A 19,085-nucleotide genomic window follows, 5' to 3' on the forward strand; every position below is an offset into this window, starting at 1 on the left:
CCTCCAACGCTTATTCAACAAACGTTTATAGCTATTAAATTGATAGCGTTTAGAAAAACGCGTCATCCGGAAGCGCACCCGCCGCCACAGCCCACGACTTCTTTGCGTCCACTGCACCAACCGCATCCCATGCCACCCAACCTGCACTTCACCCCCGTCCCGCTCGACAAGGCTTACCGCCTGCTCAACCACGGCCCCACCGTGCTGGTGTCGGCGGCACATGCTGATCAGCACAACGTGATGGCCGCAGCCTGGGCCTGCGCGCTGGATTTTTCACCGCCCAAGGTGACGGTGGTGCTCGACAAGGCCACCCGCACGCGCGAGCTGGTGGAGGCCAGCGGCGAGTTCGCGATGCAGCTGCCCACGGTGGCCATGGCCGCGATGACCGTGGCGATTGGCACCGACAGCGCCAAGACCCATCCCGACAAACTGCAGCAGCACGGCGTGGAGCTGTTTCACGCGCCCGGCCACGCTACACCGCTGGTGCAAGGCTGCGCCGGCTGGCTGCTGTGCCGCGTGATCCCCGAGCCGCACAACCAGCAGGCCTACGACCTCTTCATCGGCGAAGTGGTGGCCGCCTGGGCAGACGAGCGCGTGTTCCGCAACGGGCACTGGGAGTTCGACAGCGCACCCGATGCACTGCGCACGCTGCACTACGTGGCGGGCGGGCAGTTTTATGCGACGGGGGCGTCGGTGCGGGTGTAGGGACCCGGTCCGATGCCCGGGGAGCAACGGTGATGCAGCCGCGGCTGCAGTCATGGGGCAGCGGTGCCGTTGAGACGTGCGCCGCAGCAAGCTGCATCCACCCCGGAACAGCCATCGCACAGCGTGTGCCCTTCCCTGTGATTAGCAGCAGCTTGCTGCACCATATCAAGATTGGCCTCTAGCGCACCGGCCGGCCCTCCCCCTCACTCCCCATCCGAAATCCGCACCTGCTTGAGTTCCGCAAACTGTGCCGCCATCGTCGGGTTACCGCGGGTCAGCTTCTTGATCGTGAGATCTTCGGCCTTGTCGTTGGCCAGGCGCAGATTGTTGGCCGACTTGTGCAGCGCTTCCTTGGTTTTCTCCAGGTCCTTGATGGCCTCATCAATGCGCTTGATGGCCTCCTCGAACCCGTCCGACGCGAGGCGCCAGTTGCGCCCGAAGGCGCCTTTGAACTCTTCCAGCTGCGACTCGAACTTGGTGATGTCCAGGTTCTGCGCCTTCACCAGCGCCAGCTCCGACTTGTACTGCAGCGACTTCATGGAAGCATTGCGCAGCAGCGTGATGATGGGGATGAAGAACTGAGGACGCACCACGTACATCTTGGGGTAGCGGTAGAACATGTCCACGATGCCGGTGTTGTACAGCTCGCTCTCAGGCTCCAGCAGCGACACCAGCACCGCGTACTCGCAGCCTTTTTCAATACGGTCCTTGTCCAGCTCTTTCAAAAAGTCTTCGTTGCGCTTTTTGGTCGCGGTCTCGTCGTTCTCGTTCTTCATCTCGAACATGATCGAGACGATCTCGTTGCCCGACTCGTCCAGGTCGCGAAAGATGTAGTCGCCCTTGCTGCCGCTGCGTGCATCGTTGTCCTTCTCGAAATACGCGCGGGGAAACGCCGTGGCGCGGATGCGGTTGAACTCCGTCTCGCAGTGCTGCTCCAGCGTCTCGCCCACCATCTTGGTCGACAGGCGCGCCTTCATGTCCCGCAGCCGCGCAATCTCGCCGTCGCGGTCACGCAACTGCAAGGCGTACTGCTCCTTGATGGCGGCCTCCTCCAGCTGCTTTTTCATCACCACCAGGTTCAGGTCGTTCTTGAATTCATCGCGCTCCCGGGCCACCACCGTGACCGCCTCGGACACTGCCAGCCTGCGCACCACCTCGCCCGCCTCCAGCTTCGATTGGAGCTGCTGGATCTCGGCGTCCTTTCTGGCGGCCACGCCTTGCAGCTCCTGCGCCAGCCGGGCTTCTGCCAGCTGGGCCGCTGTTTGCTGCGCTTGCCGCACGCGCTCCAGCTCATTCGCCATGGCATCGCGCTGCTTTTCCACCGCGCTCAGGGCCTGCGCCACCGCCAAGTCGCGCTCCATTGCGCCCGCACCTAGCTGGGCCTTCAGGGCTTGAATCTCGGTGTCTTTGGCCGCCGCCGACTTCTGCAGCTCATTGGCCACCTGTGCCTGCGCCAGCGCCACCGCATTGCGCTTGTCCTGCTCGGCCAGCTCCAGCCGCTCGTGCAACTGCTCGTTGAAATCCGCGTCGCGTACCTGCTTGAGGATGTCGGCATACCCGGTTTCGTCCACCTTGAACGCCTTGTTGCAGTGGGGGCAGATGATGTCGTGCATGGCGGCTACCGTGAGTCGTGTTTCGTTGGTGGGGGAGCATAGCGGGCACTTGGCAAAGCAATGTGGCGCGGTATACGCGCATGCTTCTGGCAGCACGGCTTTTCACGCAGTTGCCTCTGTGCGTTAGCAATGCGGTAAAACGCATACCTATTCACCGCACATTTTGCGGCGAATAACCTCCATAATCACCGCATGTGGACCGAAAAGCCCCTCCGCCCCCGTACCTATTTGTGGCAACGCCCCGACTGGCCGCAGTGGCGTTTTGACGCGGCAGCGCTGGCCGCCCCGCTGGCCGAAGTGCACCGCGCCCAGGGCCACCTGGCCGGGCGCATGGCCGACGTAGGGCTGCCGCAGCGCGACCAGGCCACGCTGCAAGCACTCACGCAAGAGGTCATCACCACCAGCGCCATCGAAGGCGAAACGCTGGATTTGGACGCCGTGCGCTCCTCCATCGCGCGCAGGCTGGGTGTGGATATTGGGGCATTGGCGCCCGCAGACCGGCATGTGGACGGCGTGGTGGACATGGTGCTGGACGCCACCCAGCACCACAGCCAGCCCCTGACCGCCGAGCGCCTGTTTGGCTGGCACGCCGCCCTGTTCCCCACCGGCTACAGCGGCCACACGCGCATCCAGGTGGGCGCGTGGCGCAAAGATGCAGCGGGGCCTATGCAAGTTGTGTCTGGCCCCGTGAGCAGAGAAAAGGTGCACTATGAAGCCCCGCCCGCCGCGCAGCTGCCCGCCAAGACCGCCGCGTTTCTTCAGTGGTTCAACAACACCCCGCCAGTGGGCGACCCGTTGATCCACGCCGGGCTGGCCCACCTGTGGCTCGTCACCCTGCACCCCTTTGACGACGGCAACGGCCGTATCAGCCGCGCCGTGAGCGACATGGCACTGGCGCGCGCCGAAGGTTCAGCACAGCGCTTTTACAGCCTGAGCGCGCAAATCCAGCGCGAACGCAAGCACTACTACGACCAACTCGAGACCACCCAGCACGCCCCGCTGGACGTGACGCCGTGGCTAGACTGGTTTCTGGGCTGCCTGCTGCGCGCTGTACAGGGCGAAGAAAGCTTGCTGGCCGGAGTGCTCGGCAAAGCGCAGTTCTGGCAACGCTGGGCCGATGTGCCAATGAACGCGCGGCAGACGCTGGTGCTGAACCGCGTGCTGGACGGCATGGAAGGCAAGCTCAACAACGCCAAGTGGGCAGCGATTGCCAAATGTTCATCGGATACGGCGCTGCGGGATATCAACAACCTGCTGGCGCAAGGTGTGCTCCAGAGGCTGGATGGAGGCGGGCGCAGTACGGCATACATTTTGGTCAAAACAGGCTCTAGCGCTTTATAGATGACCGCTAGCAGCTATCAAATTTGTAGTTCAATCTGCAGCCTGCGCCCGCCACGCCGCAGACTCCGAGGGCCGCAACCCATAGCGCGCTAACACACCTTCGTGCAGACGGCGCAGTTCATCCACCGTGATGGACAACACAGCGGCGCGGTCCGGCTCGGGCACCCGGACGGCCACTGCCTGAGTCACAAGAGGCATGGCATCCTCGCCCGGGCGCATCACCACCGCGTGAACGGTCTGCTTGATCACATCGCGGTAGGCAAGGCGAATGGGGTCGGGCTCGGCCAGGTCTTGCTTGATGGCCAGGTACTCCTGTGTAGACCGCTCGTACGCCCACACAAACACATCGCGCAGCAGCTCCACGCGGGTCAACTCGTACACACCCAAAATCGCGCGGCTGTAGGCGGCCTCGGGCACATCCACAAAGGTCAGCGGGCACAGGTTGGCGCGAAACAGCGGCAAGTTGGCGATGAGCCGTGAGGTGCGCTTGTTGATATCGGCAAAGGGCTGCAAATACGGCACGTGCACCAGCATAAAAAACGCCTGCTCAAACGGGTCGCCCATCTGGCTGGCCTTCGTCAGCAGCATTGCCAGTGCCTCGTCGATTTGCGGCGGCACCGACAAGGGGCGAAACACGCTCTTGCCAATCTCTACGATGTGCTGACGAACGCGCCCTTCGTCCGCCTGGTTGGGCAGCGGGTCTCAGACAACGCAAGGCTCATCAGCGTGTAGCGGTCAAACCCGGCAGCGCTCTCACTGCCCTGCCGCTCCACACAGAAATGCCGCGTGGCGAATTCAAAGCCATGCTCGGCGTGAGCGACCGGGGCGCCACTGATGCACTGGGCGTTGGTCAAGCGCGTCCTGCTCAAGTCCGACTAGCCGATCTTTTGTTTCCGGCTGGTGCATCAGTCGAGGTCAGGGGGTCACTTGCAGGCGCCCGTTTCTTTGGTACTTTTCGCGTGGGCGAATCCTTAGATGCCTTCGACGAGGAGGCCTTTATATCTTCAGGAACTCCCGCCTTTCTCTCTCCATTATTAAATTCCGCTTGAGTGGCTTCCACAGCCTCCGTTTTATGCCGAATTGATTCGGATATGAATGAAATGCCATAAATTTTCTCATAGGCACCTAAAAAATCTGGAGACTCTCGAAATTTGTAGAATAAAGGCCAATCGTGATATGAAAGCTCATCCAGAATTTCCCCTCGACGACCAATCGAGAGCATCAACTCCGCCGCCTCTGAAAACTTATCAGACAATACTAAAATTGCCAACTGAAAATCACGCAAAGAGGCCGTCCAATCAAGCGATCCAATAATTTTTCTGCAAGAATCTTCGTCTCCAGAGAATTTAGCCGCTATTGCGCAATTTATACTTCTAATCCGCAAATCAATATCAGAAATTTTTTCCTTCATTGGGCTGGTTAGAGCAAATTCAGCCATTGCTTTTGCCGTTTTCCACCGCTTATCCCTGAGGATGTCATACAGCGCCGAGTTTGCTCCTTCATGTGCAATTTCCCTCTCACTCGGAAATAGTTTTCGCCAAAGTGTATGGCATAACATGAAGGCAACCTTTGATACAACAATAATTGCTCGTGAAAAATAATCACCATTTAGCGAAAGAGCCTCGCCAACTCTAGGGCGCTCTACAAATTTATAATTTTCCTTATCGCAAACTAGCAAATATTGATCACTAACGACACCTCCGTTGTGCACAATCAAATTTCTTCGCTGGGACAATTCAATAAAATCACCCCATTCCGGGAAGTCCTTCAACTTCATTCCAAATTTAGACTCCAGCGATGTAAATTGGTCCACATAACTATTACGCCTGAAAGTTTCGACTTCTTTCTCGAGCATGTCAAATTTTATCGCATTCAAATCTTCGTAATTTAAGAGATCTCCAAAACTAACTTGCCTAGAAATCCCTTTAAGAAGCTCACTTTTTCTTGTATAAATAACTTTTAAAAGGGCGCCGACGAAAGCGTCATATTCTGAAAAAAGTTGAGTAAACAGACTTCGTTGAAGCGTCTCAGGAATTTTCATACCACCAAGGCCATCTAGGTCGCGGATAGCCCGAAACATTTCGGAAGCTTGATGTGCAGATACCGCGCGGTATATGCTCTCTCCGTTGTCGGTACGTGAGGTATATTTCGCCAGTTTTTTCGCGCTCGTTTCGTGTTGATCTTTTAGCCAATCAAAAACATGAGGCAAAACGACTCTTCGAGTCATTTGGATAGATCTCACATTAGACAGAAAATCCATCAGAACCATATTCATAGGATGATTGCTGTGGCTTAAATTCGGCGGATTTGCGGGTGTCGCCTGTACAGATTTCTCATTGCTTTCTATTTGAATTGGCATATCTCTTTCATCCATTGCATTCCACCCGGAATTGTCGGAAATATAATAATTCGCACCACTGATCTATAAGCGCATTTTTATATTCAAGTTGCGCTCAGGGCAAATCCAGCAAATACACGTCTCCAACGATTGCTCAATGTTGTGTGCGCATTTGTAAATGCACTGTATGGGACGTCAGCGCAGGGCGCAACTTATCAATGACACGCCAACCAAGACAACCAGTGGCACGGACTACTGGTGTCCGCACCACCTAAAGGCAAACAGTTCAAAACCAAATAGCCGCCAGCGCTCATTCACCAAGCGCTGTCAGCTATCAAAACGATATCAAACCAACTACACAGCGTCATAACCCGCCGACGCTTGCCACCCCCTGGAATAAATTGCTCCGCATACTCCACCCTCCCGCAGCCACCTCCACCGCCGCCCCGACATCCCTCATCGATTCCGCCCAAGCCGCCCGGCGCCTGCTGACCACGCTGGGCCTCGTAGTGCTGGGCGCAGCAGCATGTACGTTGTGTCCGTGGTGCTGCCCGCCGTGCAGGCCGAGTTTGGTGTGGGCCGCGCGGATGCCTCCCTGCCCTAGCTGATGACGGTGTACCTGGGGCTGGGCGGGCTGTGGACGGGGCGCATGGGCGACTGCCATGGGCTAATGCCGGTGCTGTGCGTGGAGGCGGTGGCGGTGTGTGGCGGCTTGTGTGGGCGGGGCTGTCGGGCAGCAGTTGGGGTTTAGGCTGGCTCATGGGTTGATGGGGCTGGTGGGCAGCTCGGCCACGTTTGCCGTTGGTTGCCGCCACGGCGCTGTGGTGGAACCGGCGGCGCGGCATTGCGGTGGCGATTTGCACCAGTGGCAACCACATTGCGGGGTGCGCTGTGGCCGCCCAGCATGCAGCACGGCATCGATAGGCGCGGTGTGCTCTAAGCCCCGTCGTTCAGCTCACGAAAGTAGCGCACGCCGCGCCACAACCCATACCCAAAAGCAACTGCGCCCAGCGCCAAACACCCCCAGGCGTTCCACGCGAAAGCGGTGGCATTTGGCCCTGCGGCGTACGCGACGAACGGTGGGGCGCCACGTGACCGCACGATGATCTCGCCGCTGATGCTGAACACCAGCAGTGTGATGCCCACGATGAGCAAGGCGGCGGTGCCCATGTGGGCACGCAACGCAGACTTCGCATGGAATTCAGGCATACGCGCTCTCCCTTTGTTGCTCACTGCACAGCAGCTCGCCCGCATGTGACGGCGGCACTTGAGCGGCACCGGCTAGACAAAGGGCGGCGGCGCTGGTCTTGGTGCAGGTAGTGCACGGCAAGCTGCGGTCTCGGCAAACGACTGGCGGGGCCGGCACGCAGGCCTTGCCGGCCGTACGACTACCGCCGACCTAGACAGTCATCGCAACGGCCCATCAACCAGCCGCATCCCCCTGCAGATACCGCCCCGCCAGCTCCTTCTGCGCCGCCGCATCCACCCCCAGCACCTCCACCAGGTACGCCTGCACGCCGCCAAAGTCGTTGTCCACCATGTGCAGCGCGGCGTCCAGAAACTCCTCCTGCACGCGCCACAGCACAGCCAGTACTTCCTCGGGCGCATGGCTGCCCATGCCTTCGGGGCGGCGGTACAGGGTGTTGGTGAGCAGGTAGTCCTGCATGACCACGTCGCGTGGCACGCCCAGGGCCAGGAGGATGAGGGCGGCGGCAAAGCCGGTGCGGTCTTTGCCGGCGGTGCAGTGGAACACCGTGGGCGCATCGCTGGCGAGCAGCAGGCGGAACAGTTCGGCAAAGCGCGGCGCGTTGTCGTGCACAAAGCCGCGGTAGGTGTCTTGCATCAGCACGACCGCGTCTTGTGCGGTGAGCTGGCGGCCGGTGCGCTGCAGCTCCAGCGCGCGTTGCACCACGGTGGGTTCGATGGTGAGCGGGTGGTAGGCGATGCCGGGCAGCGCGTAGGCAAACGCGGCGCTCTCGGCCTTGCCGCGAAAGTCGATGGCGCGGGCTACGCCCAGGTTGGCCAGCACGGCCTGGTCCTCGGCGGTGAGGCTTGCCAAGTGGTCCGAGCGGAAGATGCGCCGCCATTTCACCGGGCGCCCGCCGTGGCCGATATAGCCGCCCAGGTCGCGGAAGTTGGTGGCGCCGGCGAGGGGGAGGGAGCGGGTGGGTGCGGACTCTTGCTGCATGGTGCGTGGCACAGGCGTGCGGTGGGTAGGGATGCGGAAGCCACAAGGATAGTCGGGCGGTACGGCAGGCGCATGTCGCCCGGGCGGTTGAAGGAACGCAGGAGCGGCGACGGCATGCAGAATCCGGCCATGCAGCGATACGTGCCCGTACCCCCTGATCTACAGCCCTGGCTGATGGCAGGAGTGGTGGTCGATGCCCCTGGGGCGCTGGCGCAGTCACATTTCCCGGCGATGGTGTCGAGCATGCTGGTGGTGCGGCTGGCGGGACAGGTGCGGTGCGGGGGCGAGCTGGTGCCGGCATCGGCCTGGATCAGCGCCAGCACCACGGCCACGGTGTACGAACACGGCGGGCCGGTGCGGGCCGTGGGGCTGGTGCTGCAGCCGGAGGCCGCGGCGGCGCTGTTTGCCGGCGCGCGCGGGCTGGTGAACACGCTGCGGCCCTTGGCGGAACTGGTGGGGCCAGAGTGGGCCGAGGTGGAACATGGCGTGCTGGCAGCGGCAGACGATGCCGCGCGGCTCACGGTGTTGTGCCAGTTCGTCCGGCAACTGGTCGCACCGCCGTCACCTTGTGAAGCACGGCGGCAGCAAGCCCTGGCCTTGCTGCATGCGGCCAGCGACGACGCCAAGGGCGCGGACCAACCCATGGGCCTGAGCAGGCGGCAGTTGGAAAGGCGCTTTGTGGCGCATTGGGGCTTGGCGCCCAAGCAGTTTCAGGTGATTGCACGGCTGAACAGCACGCTGGGCAACGCCCTCGCCGCGCCCGGCGGCCCGGTGGTGGACCTGGCGGTCGACCAGGGTTACTACGACCAGTCGCACATGGCGCGCGATGTGCGCAGGCTGGCGGGCCACCCGCTGCAGGCCCTGGTACAAGGCACGCGCAGCCCGCTCACCGCGCACTGGCCCCTGCAGATCGGTGCGCAGACCCTACCGAATCAAGCAGCCCCATCCTCGGAGCCCACGCGCAGGCGCTGAGCCAGATACAGCGGCAGCACAAACGCGAGGCCTATGCCAAAGCAGGCGACGATGTAAGCCCAGCGCCATGCGCCCAGGCTCCTGTCCGCCGCCACCCAGGCCGAGAACGCCACGGCGGCCAGGTACACGTCGCAGGTGATGCCGGTGGTGAGGGGATTGGCAAAGGCATCGCGCCAGAAGACATCGGGCATCACGCTGCCGCCTGTCAAAAAGTACACGGTGTTGAAGTACCAAGGGATGGCCAGGCCCAGGGCGGCCAGCACCAGAAAAAATGCGCGCAGATGTTTTGGGTTTTGCATTGGTGGTTGCAGCCCCGCTCCTGCCAAGTCGCGTTCCACAACACCCGAGCCGCCCACGCTGAGCCAGTTGTCGAAGCGATGCGCACGGCATCGACAGCGGGCTCAGCCCGGACGGCGTGGGATGTGATGGAACGCGAATTCGTATCGAGGGACTGGTGGAAGTGAATCAATGTCCCGATTGAATCCGCGCAGCCCGCTGGCAGGCTAGGAAAAAAACGACATGCCGCGCGGACCGGCGGGCCTGTCGCTGTCTGGCATCTCCCTGGACCAGGGCAACGCCGCCCGATGCGTTGGGTTCGCCGCTGTTACTGCGCGCGCGGCAGCGAGGTCACGGCGCCATCCACCGGCAGCTCCTGCGTGCCCTTGGGGCAGGGCTGGTCGGTGTAGATGGTGCGGCCGTCCTTCACGCATTTGCGCGGCTCTGGCGCCAGCGGTTCGGATGCACTGCCGCGGGCGCCGCGCGCCTGCCCGACGGCTGGCTGTTTGCCGGGCGGAAGACTCTCAGGGCCGGGCCGTGTGACCTTGCGCCAGGCCTGCTCGGTCCAGGGCCCCGCCTGGGGCAGCCACTGATCGGCCGTCCACCAGGCAGCAACTGCTGCAGCCAGCAACACCAGGGCCAATACAGACCAGAAGGCACGTTCTCGGGGGCTGCGCATGGGTGGGCTCGGTGGATGGCGGGATGAAGAAGCCCGCGCCAGGGCGGGGCCAGAAGACGCAGAGTTTAGGGAAATCTGCGGCGGCACGGCAGCCGCAGTGGCGCTGCGCCCTGGCGGAGCGCTGCTGATCCGCTTTGGCTTTGGCTTTGGCTTTGGCTTTGGCTTTGGCTTTGGCAGCAGGCTCCGCCCAATCGATGACCGCTATGCCAAAGGTGCGGGCACGTCAGGCCCAACGCGCCCCCTCGACCGTCACTTGGCGGCAGCGCCCTTGGCGGGCCGCCCATAGCGCGCCGTGACTGTGGCCTTGCCCAGGCTGTTGGCGTTGATCATGTAGCCCGCCAGCGCGGCTGTGGCGTCGGCGGGCAGGTCCAGACGCGGCACCTTGAGCGCATGCACGGTGAAGATGTAGCGGTGGGGCGCGTCGCCCTCGGGCGGGCAGGCGCCGCCCCAGGCGGCCACGCCGTAGTCGATGCGCACATGGCTGGCACCGGCGGGCAGCTTGGCACCGCCGGCAGCACCTGCGTCGGGCCGAAGCTCGTTAACGCTTGCGGGGATGTTCACCACCGACCAGTGCCACCAGCCGGAGCCGGTGGGTGCGTCGGGGTCGTACGCCGTCACTGCAAAGCTCTGCGTCCCCGCGGGCGCGCCGCTCCAGCGCAGGGCGGGGGATTGGTTGTCGCCCGCGCAGCCAAAGCCGTTGAACTCAAAGCGCTGGGGCAGCGTGGCGTTAGCTGCAAAGTCGGGGCTGCTGAGCGTGAAGGCCTGGGCATGGGCGGCGGTGATGGCGAGGTTGCTGGCGGCCAGTGCGAAGCCCAGCGTGGCGATGGCGGTCAGAACGCGGTGGTGACGGGATGAAAGTTGTGGCATGGACAAGGCTCCTTGGGATGGCAGTGTGAAACAAGACCTTGATGGTGCTGCGCGCGGCGCTCAAGCGCTGGCCTAGCGGCGTCAATGGCTGTGCGCCGCGCGTCATCCCCTTGTGCGCTCATCCACACCCAATCCAGTCGTGCTGAGCCTGTGGAAGCACTGCGCGGCGCATCGACTGCGCTCAGTGAACGGTTTTGCTTTTTTGCGTGCCGATCGGTCAGGCGCAGCGTCAGGGCCGCAGCTGCGACGGCGGGAAGCCGAAGCGTTCGCGGAACGCGGCGCTGAAGCGGCTGTGCGATTCATAGCCGCAGCGGCTGGCGATCTCGGACACCTGCAGCGTGGAGCTTTGCAGCAGCACGAGGCCCGTCTCCAGCCGCACGTCGCGCAGGCACTGGCTGACAGTTTCGCCCTCTTGCGCCAGGCGGCGCTGTAGCGTACTGGGGCTGGTGGCAAAGGCCGCGGCAATGCGCTCGACCGTCCAGTCGGCGTCGGGGCTGGGGCCCACCAGGCGGCGCAGGCGCTCGGCCCAGCCGAGCTCGCCGGGCGCAGGCAACACCACGCCGGCTTCGGCCAGCATGAGCAGCACTTCGAGCGCGCGGTGTTCGCGCAGCAGGTGCGAGCTGGTGTCGCTCTCCAGCGCAGTCACGGCGCGCATGAAGCTTTCTTCAAAAGCAGCATCGGGGTCAAAACCCGCACAGCCCTGCACGGGCGCCACCGCCGCAAACTGGCCGAACTGGCGGTGGAACTGCTCGATGAGTTCGGGCGTAAAACACAGCAGCCGCGCTACGTAGCGGCCTTGCGGGGCCGGGTCGTTGACGACCTCCCACTGGGCGCCGCGCGGCAGCACAAACACCTGGCCGGCGCGATACCGGTGGCTGCCGCCGGGCGTGACCAGGTGCTTGGTGCCCGAGACCACCCAGCCCACCGAATCCATGCGCACCGTGACGGTGTGGATGCGGTGGTGCACCGTGGTGGCTATCTGCAAGGACAGTGCGGGTTCGCCCATCATTCATTCCCCTGCGGCTCAGGTTCAGTCATCGACCGTGCAGGCCAGGCTTGTAGACGCGCCACCTTGGGGGCGGCCTTCGCGCGGGTGCAGCCGCTAGGGCCAACAAGGGCTTTGTGGCACACCGCGCCTGAGCACCTTAGCGCGAGCGCTCCCGCGTCACGTTCACATCGATATCGCCAAACACGGTCACGCCGCTGGCGCCCTTCTGTGGCTGCTGGGTTGCGGGGTCGCTGGAGCGCGCAGAACTGGAGGTGCGGCTGCAACCCGCCAGCCCAGCCGCGACAGCGAGGGCCACCAGCGCGGTGCGCCAGAAACCCTGCACAGGCGATGCTGGAGATGCAGCGCGTTGCGACTTCATCCTTCGCCACCCAGGTGATTACCCAAGATGCCCGCCAGCTCGAACATGCCCGCGCTGTCCTTGCCAAACACCGCGCGCAGCTTGTCGTCGGCGACGATGGTGCGCTTGTCCTTGGGGTCCTGCAGGTTGTGGGCCTTGATGTATTCCCACAGCTTCTTCACGGCCTCGGGGCGGGCCACCGGCTCGGTGCCGATCACGGCGGCCAAGGCGGCGCTCGGGGCCTTGCCGGCTGCGGCTTTGCGCGGGGCCTTGGCGGCGGCGGTCTTGGTGGCCGGGGCCTTCTTGGCGGCAGCAGGTTTAGCGGCTTTTGGGGCTCCAGCGCTTGTTTTACCTGCCTTGGCTGCTATTGATTTTGCAGCAGCGCCGGGGCGCGGCGGGAACTTGCTCGGCGCAAACTCGAAGTTGACCTTGCCCGCTTCCTTGTCCCACGCCAGGTGGGCCTTGAAGGCGCGGCGGGTGCGCATGCTCACAAACTTGTCGAGCAGGTCGGTCTTGCCGGTGGAAAGCAGCTTGGTCATCTGCTCGCGCTCCACGGGCTGCTGCAGGATGATCTTGCCGCTCTTGAAGGTGCAGCTGGGCGTGGGCTGCGCGGCGGTCGGCACGGCCTTGCTGCACACGTAGTTGCTGCCGTGCTCGTGCACCTCAGCGCCGCAGATGGGGCAAGGGCCGAGCGCGGCGTCTTCAAACTCCACGAGCTCGCCGGACTCCTCGCCCTTCTTGTCGTCGCCAAAGTCGAACTCGAGCTTGTAGTTGTGCGCCTCGTCGTCGTACTTGATGATGATTTCGGAGGTGAACGGCCAGCCGGCCTTGGAGCGGAAGCCTTCCAGCGGGCCGATCTTTTTGTCGCGCAGCAGGGCGTTGGCCTCGGCCCTTTCAAACGTGCGGCCCGCGGGCGACTTGCCGAAGCTGAAGCCGCAAGGCTCTGCGCCCGGCTTGCCTACGCAGGCAAAGCGGCGGTAGTTTTCCTTCACCACGCCGCCGCAGTTGGGGCACGGCGATTCGAGCGTGGCGTAGTCGCCGGGGATGGTGTCGCGGTCGTATTCCTTGGCCTTCTTGACCATGCGCTCGGTCATGGTGGCAATGCCAGCCATGAAGGATTCGCGCGTGAGCAAGCCCTTTTCCATTTGCGAGAGCTTGAACTCCCACTCGCCGGTCAGGTCGGCGCGGCAGAGTTCGTCGACTTCCAGCCCGCGCAGCAGCGTCATGAGCTGAAACGCCTTGGCGGTGGGGATGATCTCGCGGCCTTCGCGCAGCATGTACTTTTCGGTCAGCAGGCCTTCGATGGTGGCCGCGCGCGTGGCAGGCGTGCCCAGGCCTTTTTCCTGCATGGCCTCGCGCAGCTCGTCGTCGTCGATCTGCTTGCCGGCGCTTTCCATAGCGCCCAGCAGCGTGGCTTCAGAGTACCGCGCAGGCGGCTTGGTCTTGAGGCCCTTGGGGTCCACGGCGACGGTGTTGACGCTTTCGCCGGGTTTGACGGGCACCAGGTTCTGGCCCTTGTCGCCGTCCTTGCCGCCTTCGACTTCTTCCGCGGCTTCCTTGCCGTAGATGGCCAGCCAGCCCGGCTTGACCAGTACCTTGCCTTCGGTCTTGAAGCTGTGCGGTGCCACGGTGCTGATGCGCGTGGTGACCGTGTATTCAGCGCTGGGGAAGAACACGGCCATGAAGCGGCGCACGACCAGGTCGTACAGCTTCTGCTCGGCTTCAGACAGGCCGCTCGGTGCCTGCAGCGTGGGGATGATCGCAAAGTGATCGCTCACCTTGCTGTTGTCAAAGATGCGCTTGGACGGGCGCACGTAGTTGTTGTTCAGCGCCGTGAGCGCGTGCGGCGCCAGGTGCCGCATGCCGCTGTCGGCCAGCATCTCGAAGGTCTGCTTTGCCACCGGCAGGTAGTCCTCGGGCAGCGCGCGCGAGTCAGTCCGCGGGTAGGTCAGGGCCTTGTGGCGCTCGTACAGGCTTTGCGCCAGGGCCAGCGTGGTCTTGGCCGAGAAGCCGAACTTGCCGTTGGCCTCGCGCTGCAGGCTCGTCAGGTCGAACAGCAGGGGCGACGCCTGTGTGGTGGGCTTGCTCTCTTCGGTGACGGTGGCCTGCTTGCCGCGCACGGCGTTGGCGATGGCCGTGGCTTCGGCGGACGACCACACGCGGTCAGCGCGGGCTTCGACGTCTTCCGATTTCTTCCACTTGGGGTCGAACCACTTGGCGGGGTACTCGCCGGCTTCGGCGCCGAAGGTGGCGTGGATTTCCCAGTAGTCACGGCTGATGAACTTGCGGATCTTTTCTTCGCGCTCCACCACCAGCGACAGCGTGGGCGTCTGCACCCGGCCCACGGTGGTCAAGAAGAACCCGCCATCGCGCGAGTTGAACGCCGTCATGGCGCGCGTGCCGTTGATGCCCACCAGCCAGTCGGCCTCAGAGCGGCTGCGGGCGGCGTGTGCTAGGCCCGCCATCTGCTGCTCGGTGCGCAGCGCGTCAAAGCCGTCGCGGATGGCCTGGGGCGTCATGGACTGCAGCCACAGGCGCTTGACGGGTTTGCCCAGCGGCTTGGCACCACCGGCGTACTGCTCGATCAGGCGGAAGATTAGCTCACCCTCGCGGCCCGCGTCACAGGCGTTGATGAGTTGCGTCACGTCTTTGCGCTTGGCCTGCTTGACCACCGCGTTCAGGCGCGTCTTGGTCTTGTCCACGGGCTTCAAGTCAAAGTACGGCGGGATGACGGGCAGGTGGGCAAAGCTCCACTTGCCGCGCTTGACGTCAAACTCTTCCGGCGCCTGGATCTCCACCAGATGGCCCACGGCGCTGGTGACCACATAGCGGTCGTTCTCGAAATGGTCGTCGTGTTTGTCGAACTTGCCCGCCACGGGCGTCAGTGCACGCACGATGTCCTGCGCCACGGAGGGTTTTTCTGCAATTACCAGGGTCTTGGTCATTTTCTTGGAAGGCTCTTGCCTGTCGTCGTCATTCGGTCTGAGCGTCCGGGTCCGGCCCGGGCGCTTCTACAATTCGGGTTTCGCGCGCATACACACATACGCGCACGCACACACGTGTGTGCACTATCAAGTTAACAGAGTTTTTGCCATGCCCCGCTTTGCATCGCCCGCCGCCCCCACCACCGCACCGGGCCGCCGCATCCAGACCCGGCACTCGGCAGTCCACGGCAACGGCGTGTTTGCCGTGCAGGACATCGCCGAGGGCGAGGTGCTGGTGGAGTACACCGGCGAGGTCATCACCTGGCAAGAAGCGCAGGACCGCCACCCCCACGATCCCCTGCAACCCAACCACACGTTTTACTTCCACGTGGATGAAGACCGCGTGATCGACGCAAAGTTCGGTGGCAACTCCTCGCGCTGGATCAACCACAGCTGCAACCCCAACTGCTACGCCGACGAACGGGATGGGCGCATTTTTATCACCGCGCTGCGCAATATCTCTGCGGGCGAAGAGCTCAACTACGACTACGGCCTGATCATCGAAGAGCGCTACACGAAGAAGCTCAAGGCCGAATACCCCTGCTGGTGTGGCAGCGACAACTGCCGCGGCACGCTGCTGGCACCCAAGCGTGGCTGGGCGCCGCCCGTGCCGCGCAGCACGGTCAAGGCGGCCGCGAACCTCGCCAAACCTGCGAAGCCCGCCAAACCGCCCAAGCCTGCCCAATCTGCCAAGGCCCTCACCAAGCCAGCGCAACCCGCCCAGAAAGGCCGCGGCCGGTGAACAGCATTCCCATCCGCTGGCCCGCCGAGGCCGTGTGGGAGGCCGTCTCACCGCTGTTACCGGGCTTTACCGTCGAGGTGCTCCCCAGCATCGATTCGACCAATACCGAACTGATGCGCCGCGCGCGCGCCGGCCAGTGCGAACCCACGCTGCTGGTGGCCGAGCAGCAGACCGCAGGGCGGGGCCGCATGGGGCGGGCATGGCAAAGCGGCGAGGCTGAGGGCAGCGCCGGCAGCCAAGCCGCCGGCACGCGCGCTGTGCCGTCGCTGATGATGTCGCTGGGCCTGCCGCTGGCGCCACGCGACTGGTCGGGCCTGTCGCTGGCCGTGGGCGTGAGCGTGGCCGAGAGCCTGCAACCCGTGCTGCCGCCGCTGGGCGCCGGCCAGCCTGCGCGCGTGGGGCTCAAGTGGCCCAACGACTTGTGGCTGGGCGGTGCGGGCGGTGACCGCAAGCTGGGCGGCATCCTGGTGGAGACGGCGAGTTTTGTGTCGCCGCAGCAAGCGCCATCGCTGCCACAGCCCCCAACAGCCCCACCGCACCCGGGCGCCCCCAGCACCGCACGCTACGTGGTGGTGGGCATTGGCATCAACGTGCTGCCGCGCAGCGGCGAGGGCATGAGCATGCCGCCCGGCAGCCTGCAAGACGTGGAGCCCGGGCTGGATGCGCCCACGGCACTGCTGCGCATCGTGCCGCCGCTGGTGGCGCTGCTGCGCTCGTTCGAGGGCTACGGCTTTGGCCCCATGCAACCGCGTTTTGCGGCCCGCGACGTGCTGCAGGGCCGCGCCGTGACGCTGAGCGACGGCACCGCCGGCACGGCCCATGGCGTGGGCGAAGACGGTGCGCTGCTGGTGCACACGGCCGGCGGCATGCAGGCCATCACCAGCTCCGAGATCAGCGTGCGCCCCACGGCTGTGCCGCCGGTGTGACCGGGGAGCGCGATGGCCACTCTCCCGATTTTTTACGACCCCTCCGATGTGAAAGGCCAAGCACCATGCTGCGACTTGCCGTGATCGTGCTGCTGCTGGCCAACGCGGGCTACTACGCGTGGTCGCAGGGCTTGCTCAAGGACTGGGGTTTTGCCCCCGAGGAGCAGGCCGAGCCCCAGCGCATGGACCAGCAGATCCGCCCCGAGACGCTGCAGATCCTGCGGGTCACCCCGGGCAAGGCGTCCTCGTCGTTGCCCTCTTCCCCTTCCTCCTCGGCCGCGCCCGCAGGCCCGGCGTCGGCCGATGCGTCTGCGATTTCGTCGTCTTCTGCCCCCTCCACCCCGCCCTCCGCCGACACCGCCGAATGCCTACAGGCCGGCGTGTTTGACGAGCGCCAGGCCGAGGCGCTGCGCACCGCCGCGGCCAGCCTGCCGCAGGGCAGCTGGGTGCTGGACCCCACGCCCGTGCCGGGCCGCTGGATGCTCTACATGGGCCGCTTCGAAGACCAGGAAGCGCTGGATCGCAAACGCGCCGAGCTGCGCGCCCGCAAGGTGGACCACGACCGCGCGGGCGGCACGCTGGAGCTGGGCCTGTCGCTGGGCCGCTTCACCTCGAAGGACGCCGCCGAGCGCGAGCTGGCCAACCTGGGCACCAAGGGCGTGCGCACCGCCCGCGTGGTGCAGGAGCGGCCCGACACGGCAGGTTTCACGCTGCGCTTGCCGTCGGTCAACGACGCGCTGCGCCCGCAGCTCGATGCACTGCGCACGGCAATGGCGGGGAAGACGCTGCGTACTTGCGGCTAGTGGGCGAGCCAGCGTTGCGGGCGGTGATTGCCGAATCGCTATAAAAACAATAGCTTATAACGCTTACAGGACAAGCGCTGGCGGCCAAAATGATTCAATTTCTGAGCGGAAAGTGCATCCGCCAGCGCGCCAGCCCTTTCACGCCACTGCCCCGGCCCGCGCAGCAAGTCCACGCAAGGCCGGCGCAGCAGCCATCTGCAGCACCTGCCCCCCGCGCAACGCTCCCACGCCGGGACCTCCTGCGACCTGCCGCAACCGCCGGCGCCACTCAATCCAGCGTGATGCGCGCAAACCGGCTCACGCGGCGCATCTTTTCGACCTCCTTGCGGATCTGCGCGGCAAACTCGTCCGGCAGGCTGCCCGAGGCAAACAGCCCCTGCTCGCCCAGGCGCGCCAGCACGCCGGGGTCGCGCAGCACCGTGGCGACGGCGTCGCGCAGCCGCCGCGCCGCGGCCGATGGCATGCGCGCCGGGGCGACCAGGCCAAACCACGAAGGGTCGTTGTTGGAGAACAGGCTCAGCTCGGCATACGTCGGCACCTCGGGCAACACGGCCAGGCGCTGGTTCCACGACACGGCCAGCGCGCGCAGGCGCGCCGCCTGGATGTGCGGCAGCGACGACGCCACCTGGTCAAAGTACACCGGCACCCGGCCCGCCAGCACCTCGGCCAGGGCGGCCGCCGCACCGGCCTGCGGTACATGGTTCAGGCGCACATTGGCGCTGCTCTTGAGCAGCTCACCCCACATGTGGCCGATGGTGCCGTTGCCGGGCGAGGCATAGGCCAGCTGGTCCGGCCGCGCCTTCACATGCTGGATGAACTGGGCAAAGTCCTGCGCGGGCAGGCTGGGGTGTACCACCAGCACGCCGGGCGCCTTGACGATTTCGGTGATCGGGGTGAAGCCGTCGAGCGCGTGGTACGGCAGCTGTTTGTAGACGGCCGGGTTCACGCCGTGGGTAGACAACGTGGCGACGCCCAGCGTGCTGCCGTCGGGTGCGGCGGCCGCCACCTCGGCCATGCAGGTCGCACCCGCGGCGCCGGGGCGGTTCTCTACCGTCACCGGCACGCCCAGCAGCAGCGCCAGCGGCCCGGCCAGCGTGCGCGCGGTGATGTCGGTGGCGCCGCCTGCGGCAAAGGGCACGAGCAGGCGCACGGGCCGCGCACCGCCCGCGGGGGAGGATGCGGGGGGAGTCAGCGGCTGGGCGTGCGCCCGGCCCAGGCAGGCCGCGGCCGCGGCGGTGGAGATCAGCAGCTTGCGTCGTTGCATCGTCATCGTGGGTGTCCTCGCCTCGCGGCATGTGCGGCCCA

At 64.5% G+C, this 19,085-nt stretch carries 19 protein-coding genes; 6 read left to right on the plus strand and 13 right to left on the minus strand.

Annotation, left to right across the window (positions count from 1 at the left end; all coding sequences use genetic code 11):
• Positions 1-129 precede the first annotated feature (129 nt).
• Entirely contained in the window at positions 130-705 is a 576-nt protein-coding gene (locus ACSQ3Q_RS23525) for a flavin reductase family protein (RefSeq protein WP_436136719.1), read from the plus strand.
• A gap of 203 nt (positions 706-908) precedes the next feature.
• Here the strand turns inward: ACSQ3Q_RS23525 and ACSQ3Q_RS23530 are convergent, their stop codons facing one another.
• Positions 909-2,318, minus strand: a complete 1,410-nt coding sequence (locus tag ACSQ3Q_RS23530) for a DUF2130 domain-containing protein (protein ID WP_436136720.1) — start codon at positions 2,316-2,318, stop codon at positions 909-911.
• A gap of 192 nt (positions 2,319-2,510) precedes the next feature.
• On the opposite strand from ACSQ3Q_RS23530, the gene ACSQ3Q_RS23535 reads away from it, so the two are divergent.
• Positions 2,511-3,659, plus strand: coding sequence for a Fic family protein (locus tag ACSQ3Q_RS23535; RefSeq protein WP_436136721.1), 1,149 nt, complete (start codon positions 2,511-2,513; stop codon positions 3,657-3,659).
• 30 nt (positions 3,660-3,689) lie between these two features.
• On the opposite strand, the gene ACSQ3Q_RS23540 is transcribed toward ACSQ3Q_RS23535, so the two are convergent.
• From ACSQ3Q_RS23540 to ACSQ3Q_RS23560, 5 genes are all read right to left on the minus strand, one after another.
• Positions 3,690-4,247, minus strand: a complete 558-nt coding sequence (locus ACSQ3Q_RS23540) for a Fic family protein (protein ID WP_436136722.1) — start codon at positions 4,245-4,247, stop codon at positions 3,690-3,692.
• 62 nt (positions 4,248-4,309) lie between these two features.
• Entirely contained in the window at positions 4,310-4,513 is a 204-nt protein-coding gene (locus ACSQ3Q_RS23545; RefSeq protein WP_436136723.1) for a hypothetical protein, read from the minus strand.
• A gap of 11 nt (positions 4,514-4,524) precedes the next feature.
• Positions 4,525-6,033, minus strand: a complete 1,509-nt coding sequence (locus tag ACSQ3Q_RS23550; protein WP_436136724.1) for a hypothetical protein — start codon at positions 6,031-6,033, stop codon at positions 4,525-4,527.
• Between the two features lie 900 nt (positions 6,034-6,933).
• Positions 6,934-7,206 carry a hypothetical protein gene (locus ACSQ3Q_RS23555; RefSeq protein ID WP_436136725.1) on the minus strand — a complete coding sequence of 91 codons (273 nt, stop codon included), beginning with the start codon at positions 7,204-7,206 and terminating at the stop codon, positions 6,934-6,936.
• Positions 7,207-7,420: 214 nt separating this feature from the next.
• Positions 7,421-8,185: a tyrosine-protein phosphatase gene (locus ACSQ3Q_RS23560; protein ID WP_436136726.1), complete on the minus strand. Its 765-nt coding sequence runs from the start codon at positions 8,183-8,185 to the stop codon at positions 7,421-7,423.
• Positions 8,186-8,299: 114 nt separating this feature from the next.
• Between ACSQ3Q_RS23560 and ACSQ3Q_RS23565 the strand changes: the two genes are divergently transcribed.
• Positions 8,300-9,157, plus strand: coding sequence for a helix-turn-helix domain-containing protein (locus ACSQ3Q_RS23565; protein ID WP_436136727.1), 858 nt, complete (start codon positions 8,300-8,302; stop codon positions 9,155-9,157).
• On the opposite strand, the gene ACSQ3Q_RS23570 is transcribed toward ACSQ3Q_RS23565, so the two are convergent.
• The 6 genes from ACSQ3Q_RS23570 to ACSQ3Q_RS23595 form a co-directional block, all read right to left on the minus strand.
• Entirely contained in the window at positions 9,118-9,456 is a 339-nt protein-coding gene (locus ACSQ3Q_RS23570; RefSeq protein ID WP_436136728.1) for a DUF2834 domain-containing protein, read from the minus strand. The genes ACSQ3Q_RS23565 and ACSQ3Q_RS23570 overlap by 40 nt on opposite strands.
• 305 nt (positions 9,457-9,761) lie before the next feature.
• Positions 9,762-10,112: a DUF4124 domain-containing protein gene (locus ACSQ3Q_RS23575; protein ID WP_436136729.1), complete on the minus strand. Its 351-nt coding sequence runs from the start codon at positions 10,110-10,112 to the stop codon at positions 9,762-9,764.
• Positions 10,113-10,361: 249 nt separating this feature from the next.
• Positions 10,362-10,979, minus strand: a complete 618-nt coding sequence (locus tag ACSQ3Q_RS23580; protein ID WP_436136730.1) for a YbhB/YbcL family Raf kinase inhibitor-like protein — start codon at positions 10,977-10,979, stop codon at positions 10,362-10,364.
• A gap of 229 nt (positions 10,980-11,208) precedes the next feature.
• Complete coding sequence (locus ACSQ3Q_RS23585) at positions 11,209-11,985, minus strand: helix-turn-helix transcriptional regulator (RefSeq protein WP_436136731.1); 777 nt, start codon at positions 11,983-11,985, stop codon at positions 11,209-11,211.
• A 139-nt stretch (positions 11,986-12,124) separates the two neighbouring features.
• Positions 12,125-12,346: a hypothetical protein gene (locus tag ACSQ3Q_RS23590; protein WP_436136732.1), complete on the minus strand. Its 222-nt coding sequence runs from the start codon at positions 12,344-12,346 to the stop codon at positions 12,125-12,127.
• Complete coding sequence (locus ACSQ3Q_RS23595) at positions 12,343-15,270, minus strand: DNA topoisomerase III (protein WP_436136733.1); 2,928 nt, start codon at positions 15,268-15,270, stop codon at positions 12,343-12,345. Before ACSQ3Q_RS23595 ends, ACSQ3Q_RS23590 begins: the two co-directional genes overlap by 4 nt.
• 148 nt (positions 15,271-15,418) lie before the next feature.
• Between ACSQ3Q_RS23595 and ACSQ3Q_RS23600 the strand changes: the two genes are divergently transcribed.
• The 3 genes from ACSQ3Q_RS23600 (at position 15,419) to ACSQ3Q_RS23610 (ending at position 17,780) form a co-directional block, all read left to right on the plus strand.
• Positions 15,419-16,051, plus strand: a complete 633-nt coding sequence (locus ACSQ3Q_RS23600) for an SET domain-containing protein (RefSeq protein ID WP_436136734.1) — start codon at positions 15,419-15,421, stop codon at positions 16,049-16,051.
• Positions 16,048-16,977 (plus strand): biotin--[acetyl-CoA-carboxylase] ligase, encoded by a 930-nt coding sequence (locus ACSQ3Q_RS23605; protein ID WP_436136735.1) that lies wholly within the window; start codon positions 16,048-16,050, stop codon positions 16,975-16,977. The genes ACSQ3Q_RS23600 and ACSQ3Q_RS23605 overlap by 4 nt, the downstream gene beginning before the upstream one ends.
• A gap of 65 nt (positions 16,978-17,042) precedes the next feature.
• Complete coding sequence (locus ACSQ3Q_RS23610) at positions 17,043-17,780, plus strand: SPOR domain-containing protein (RefSeq protein ID WP_436136736.1); 738 nt, start codon at positions 17,043-17,045, stop codon at positions 17,778-17,780.
• Positions 17,781-18,048: 268 nt separating this feature from the next.
• Here the strand turns inward: ACSQ3Q_RS23610 and ACSQ3Q_RS23615 are convergent, their stop codons facing one another.
• On the minus strand, positions 18,049-19,044 hold the full coding sequence (locus tag ACSQ3Q_RS23615) for a tripartite tricarboxylate transporter substrate-binding protein (protein WP_436137064.1): 996 nt from the start codon (positions 19,042-19,044) through the stop codon (positions 18,049-18,051).
• Between the last annotated feature and the right edge of the window lie 41 nt (positions 19,045-19,085).

Origin of the sequence: Acidovorax sp. LjRoot129 (assembly GCF_964253765.1) — a bacterium.
Taxonomy (GTDB): Bacteria; Pseudomonadota; Gammaproteobacteria; order Burkholderiales; family Burkholderiaceae_C; genus Acidovorax.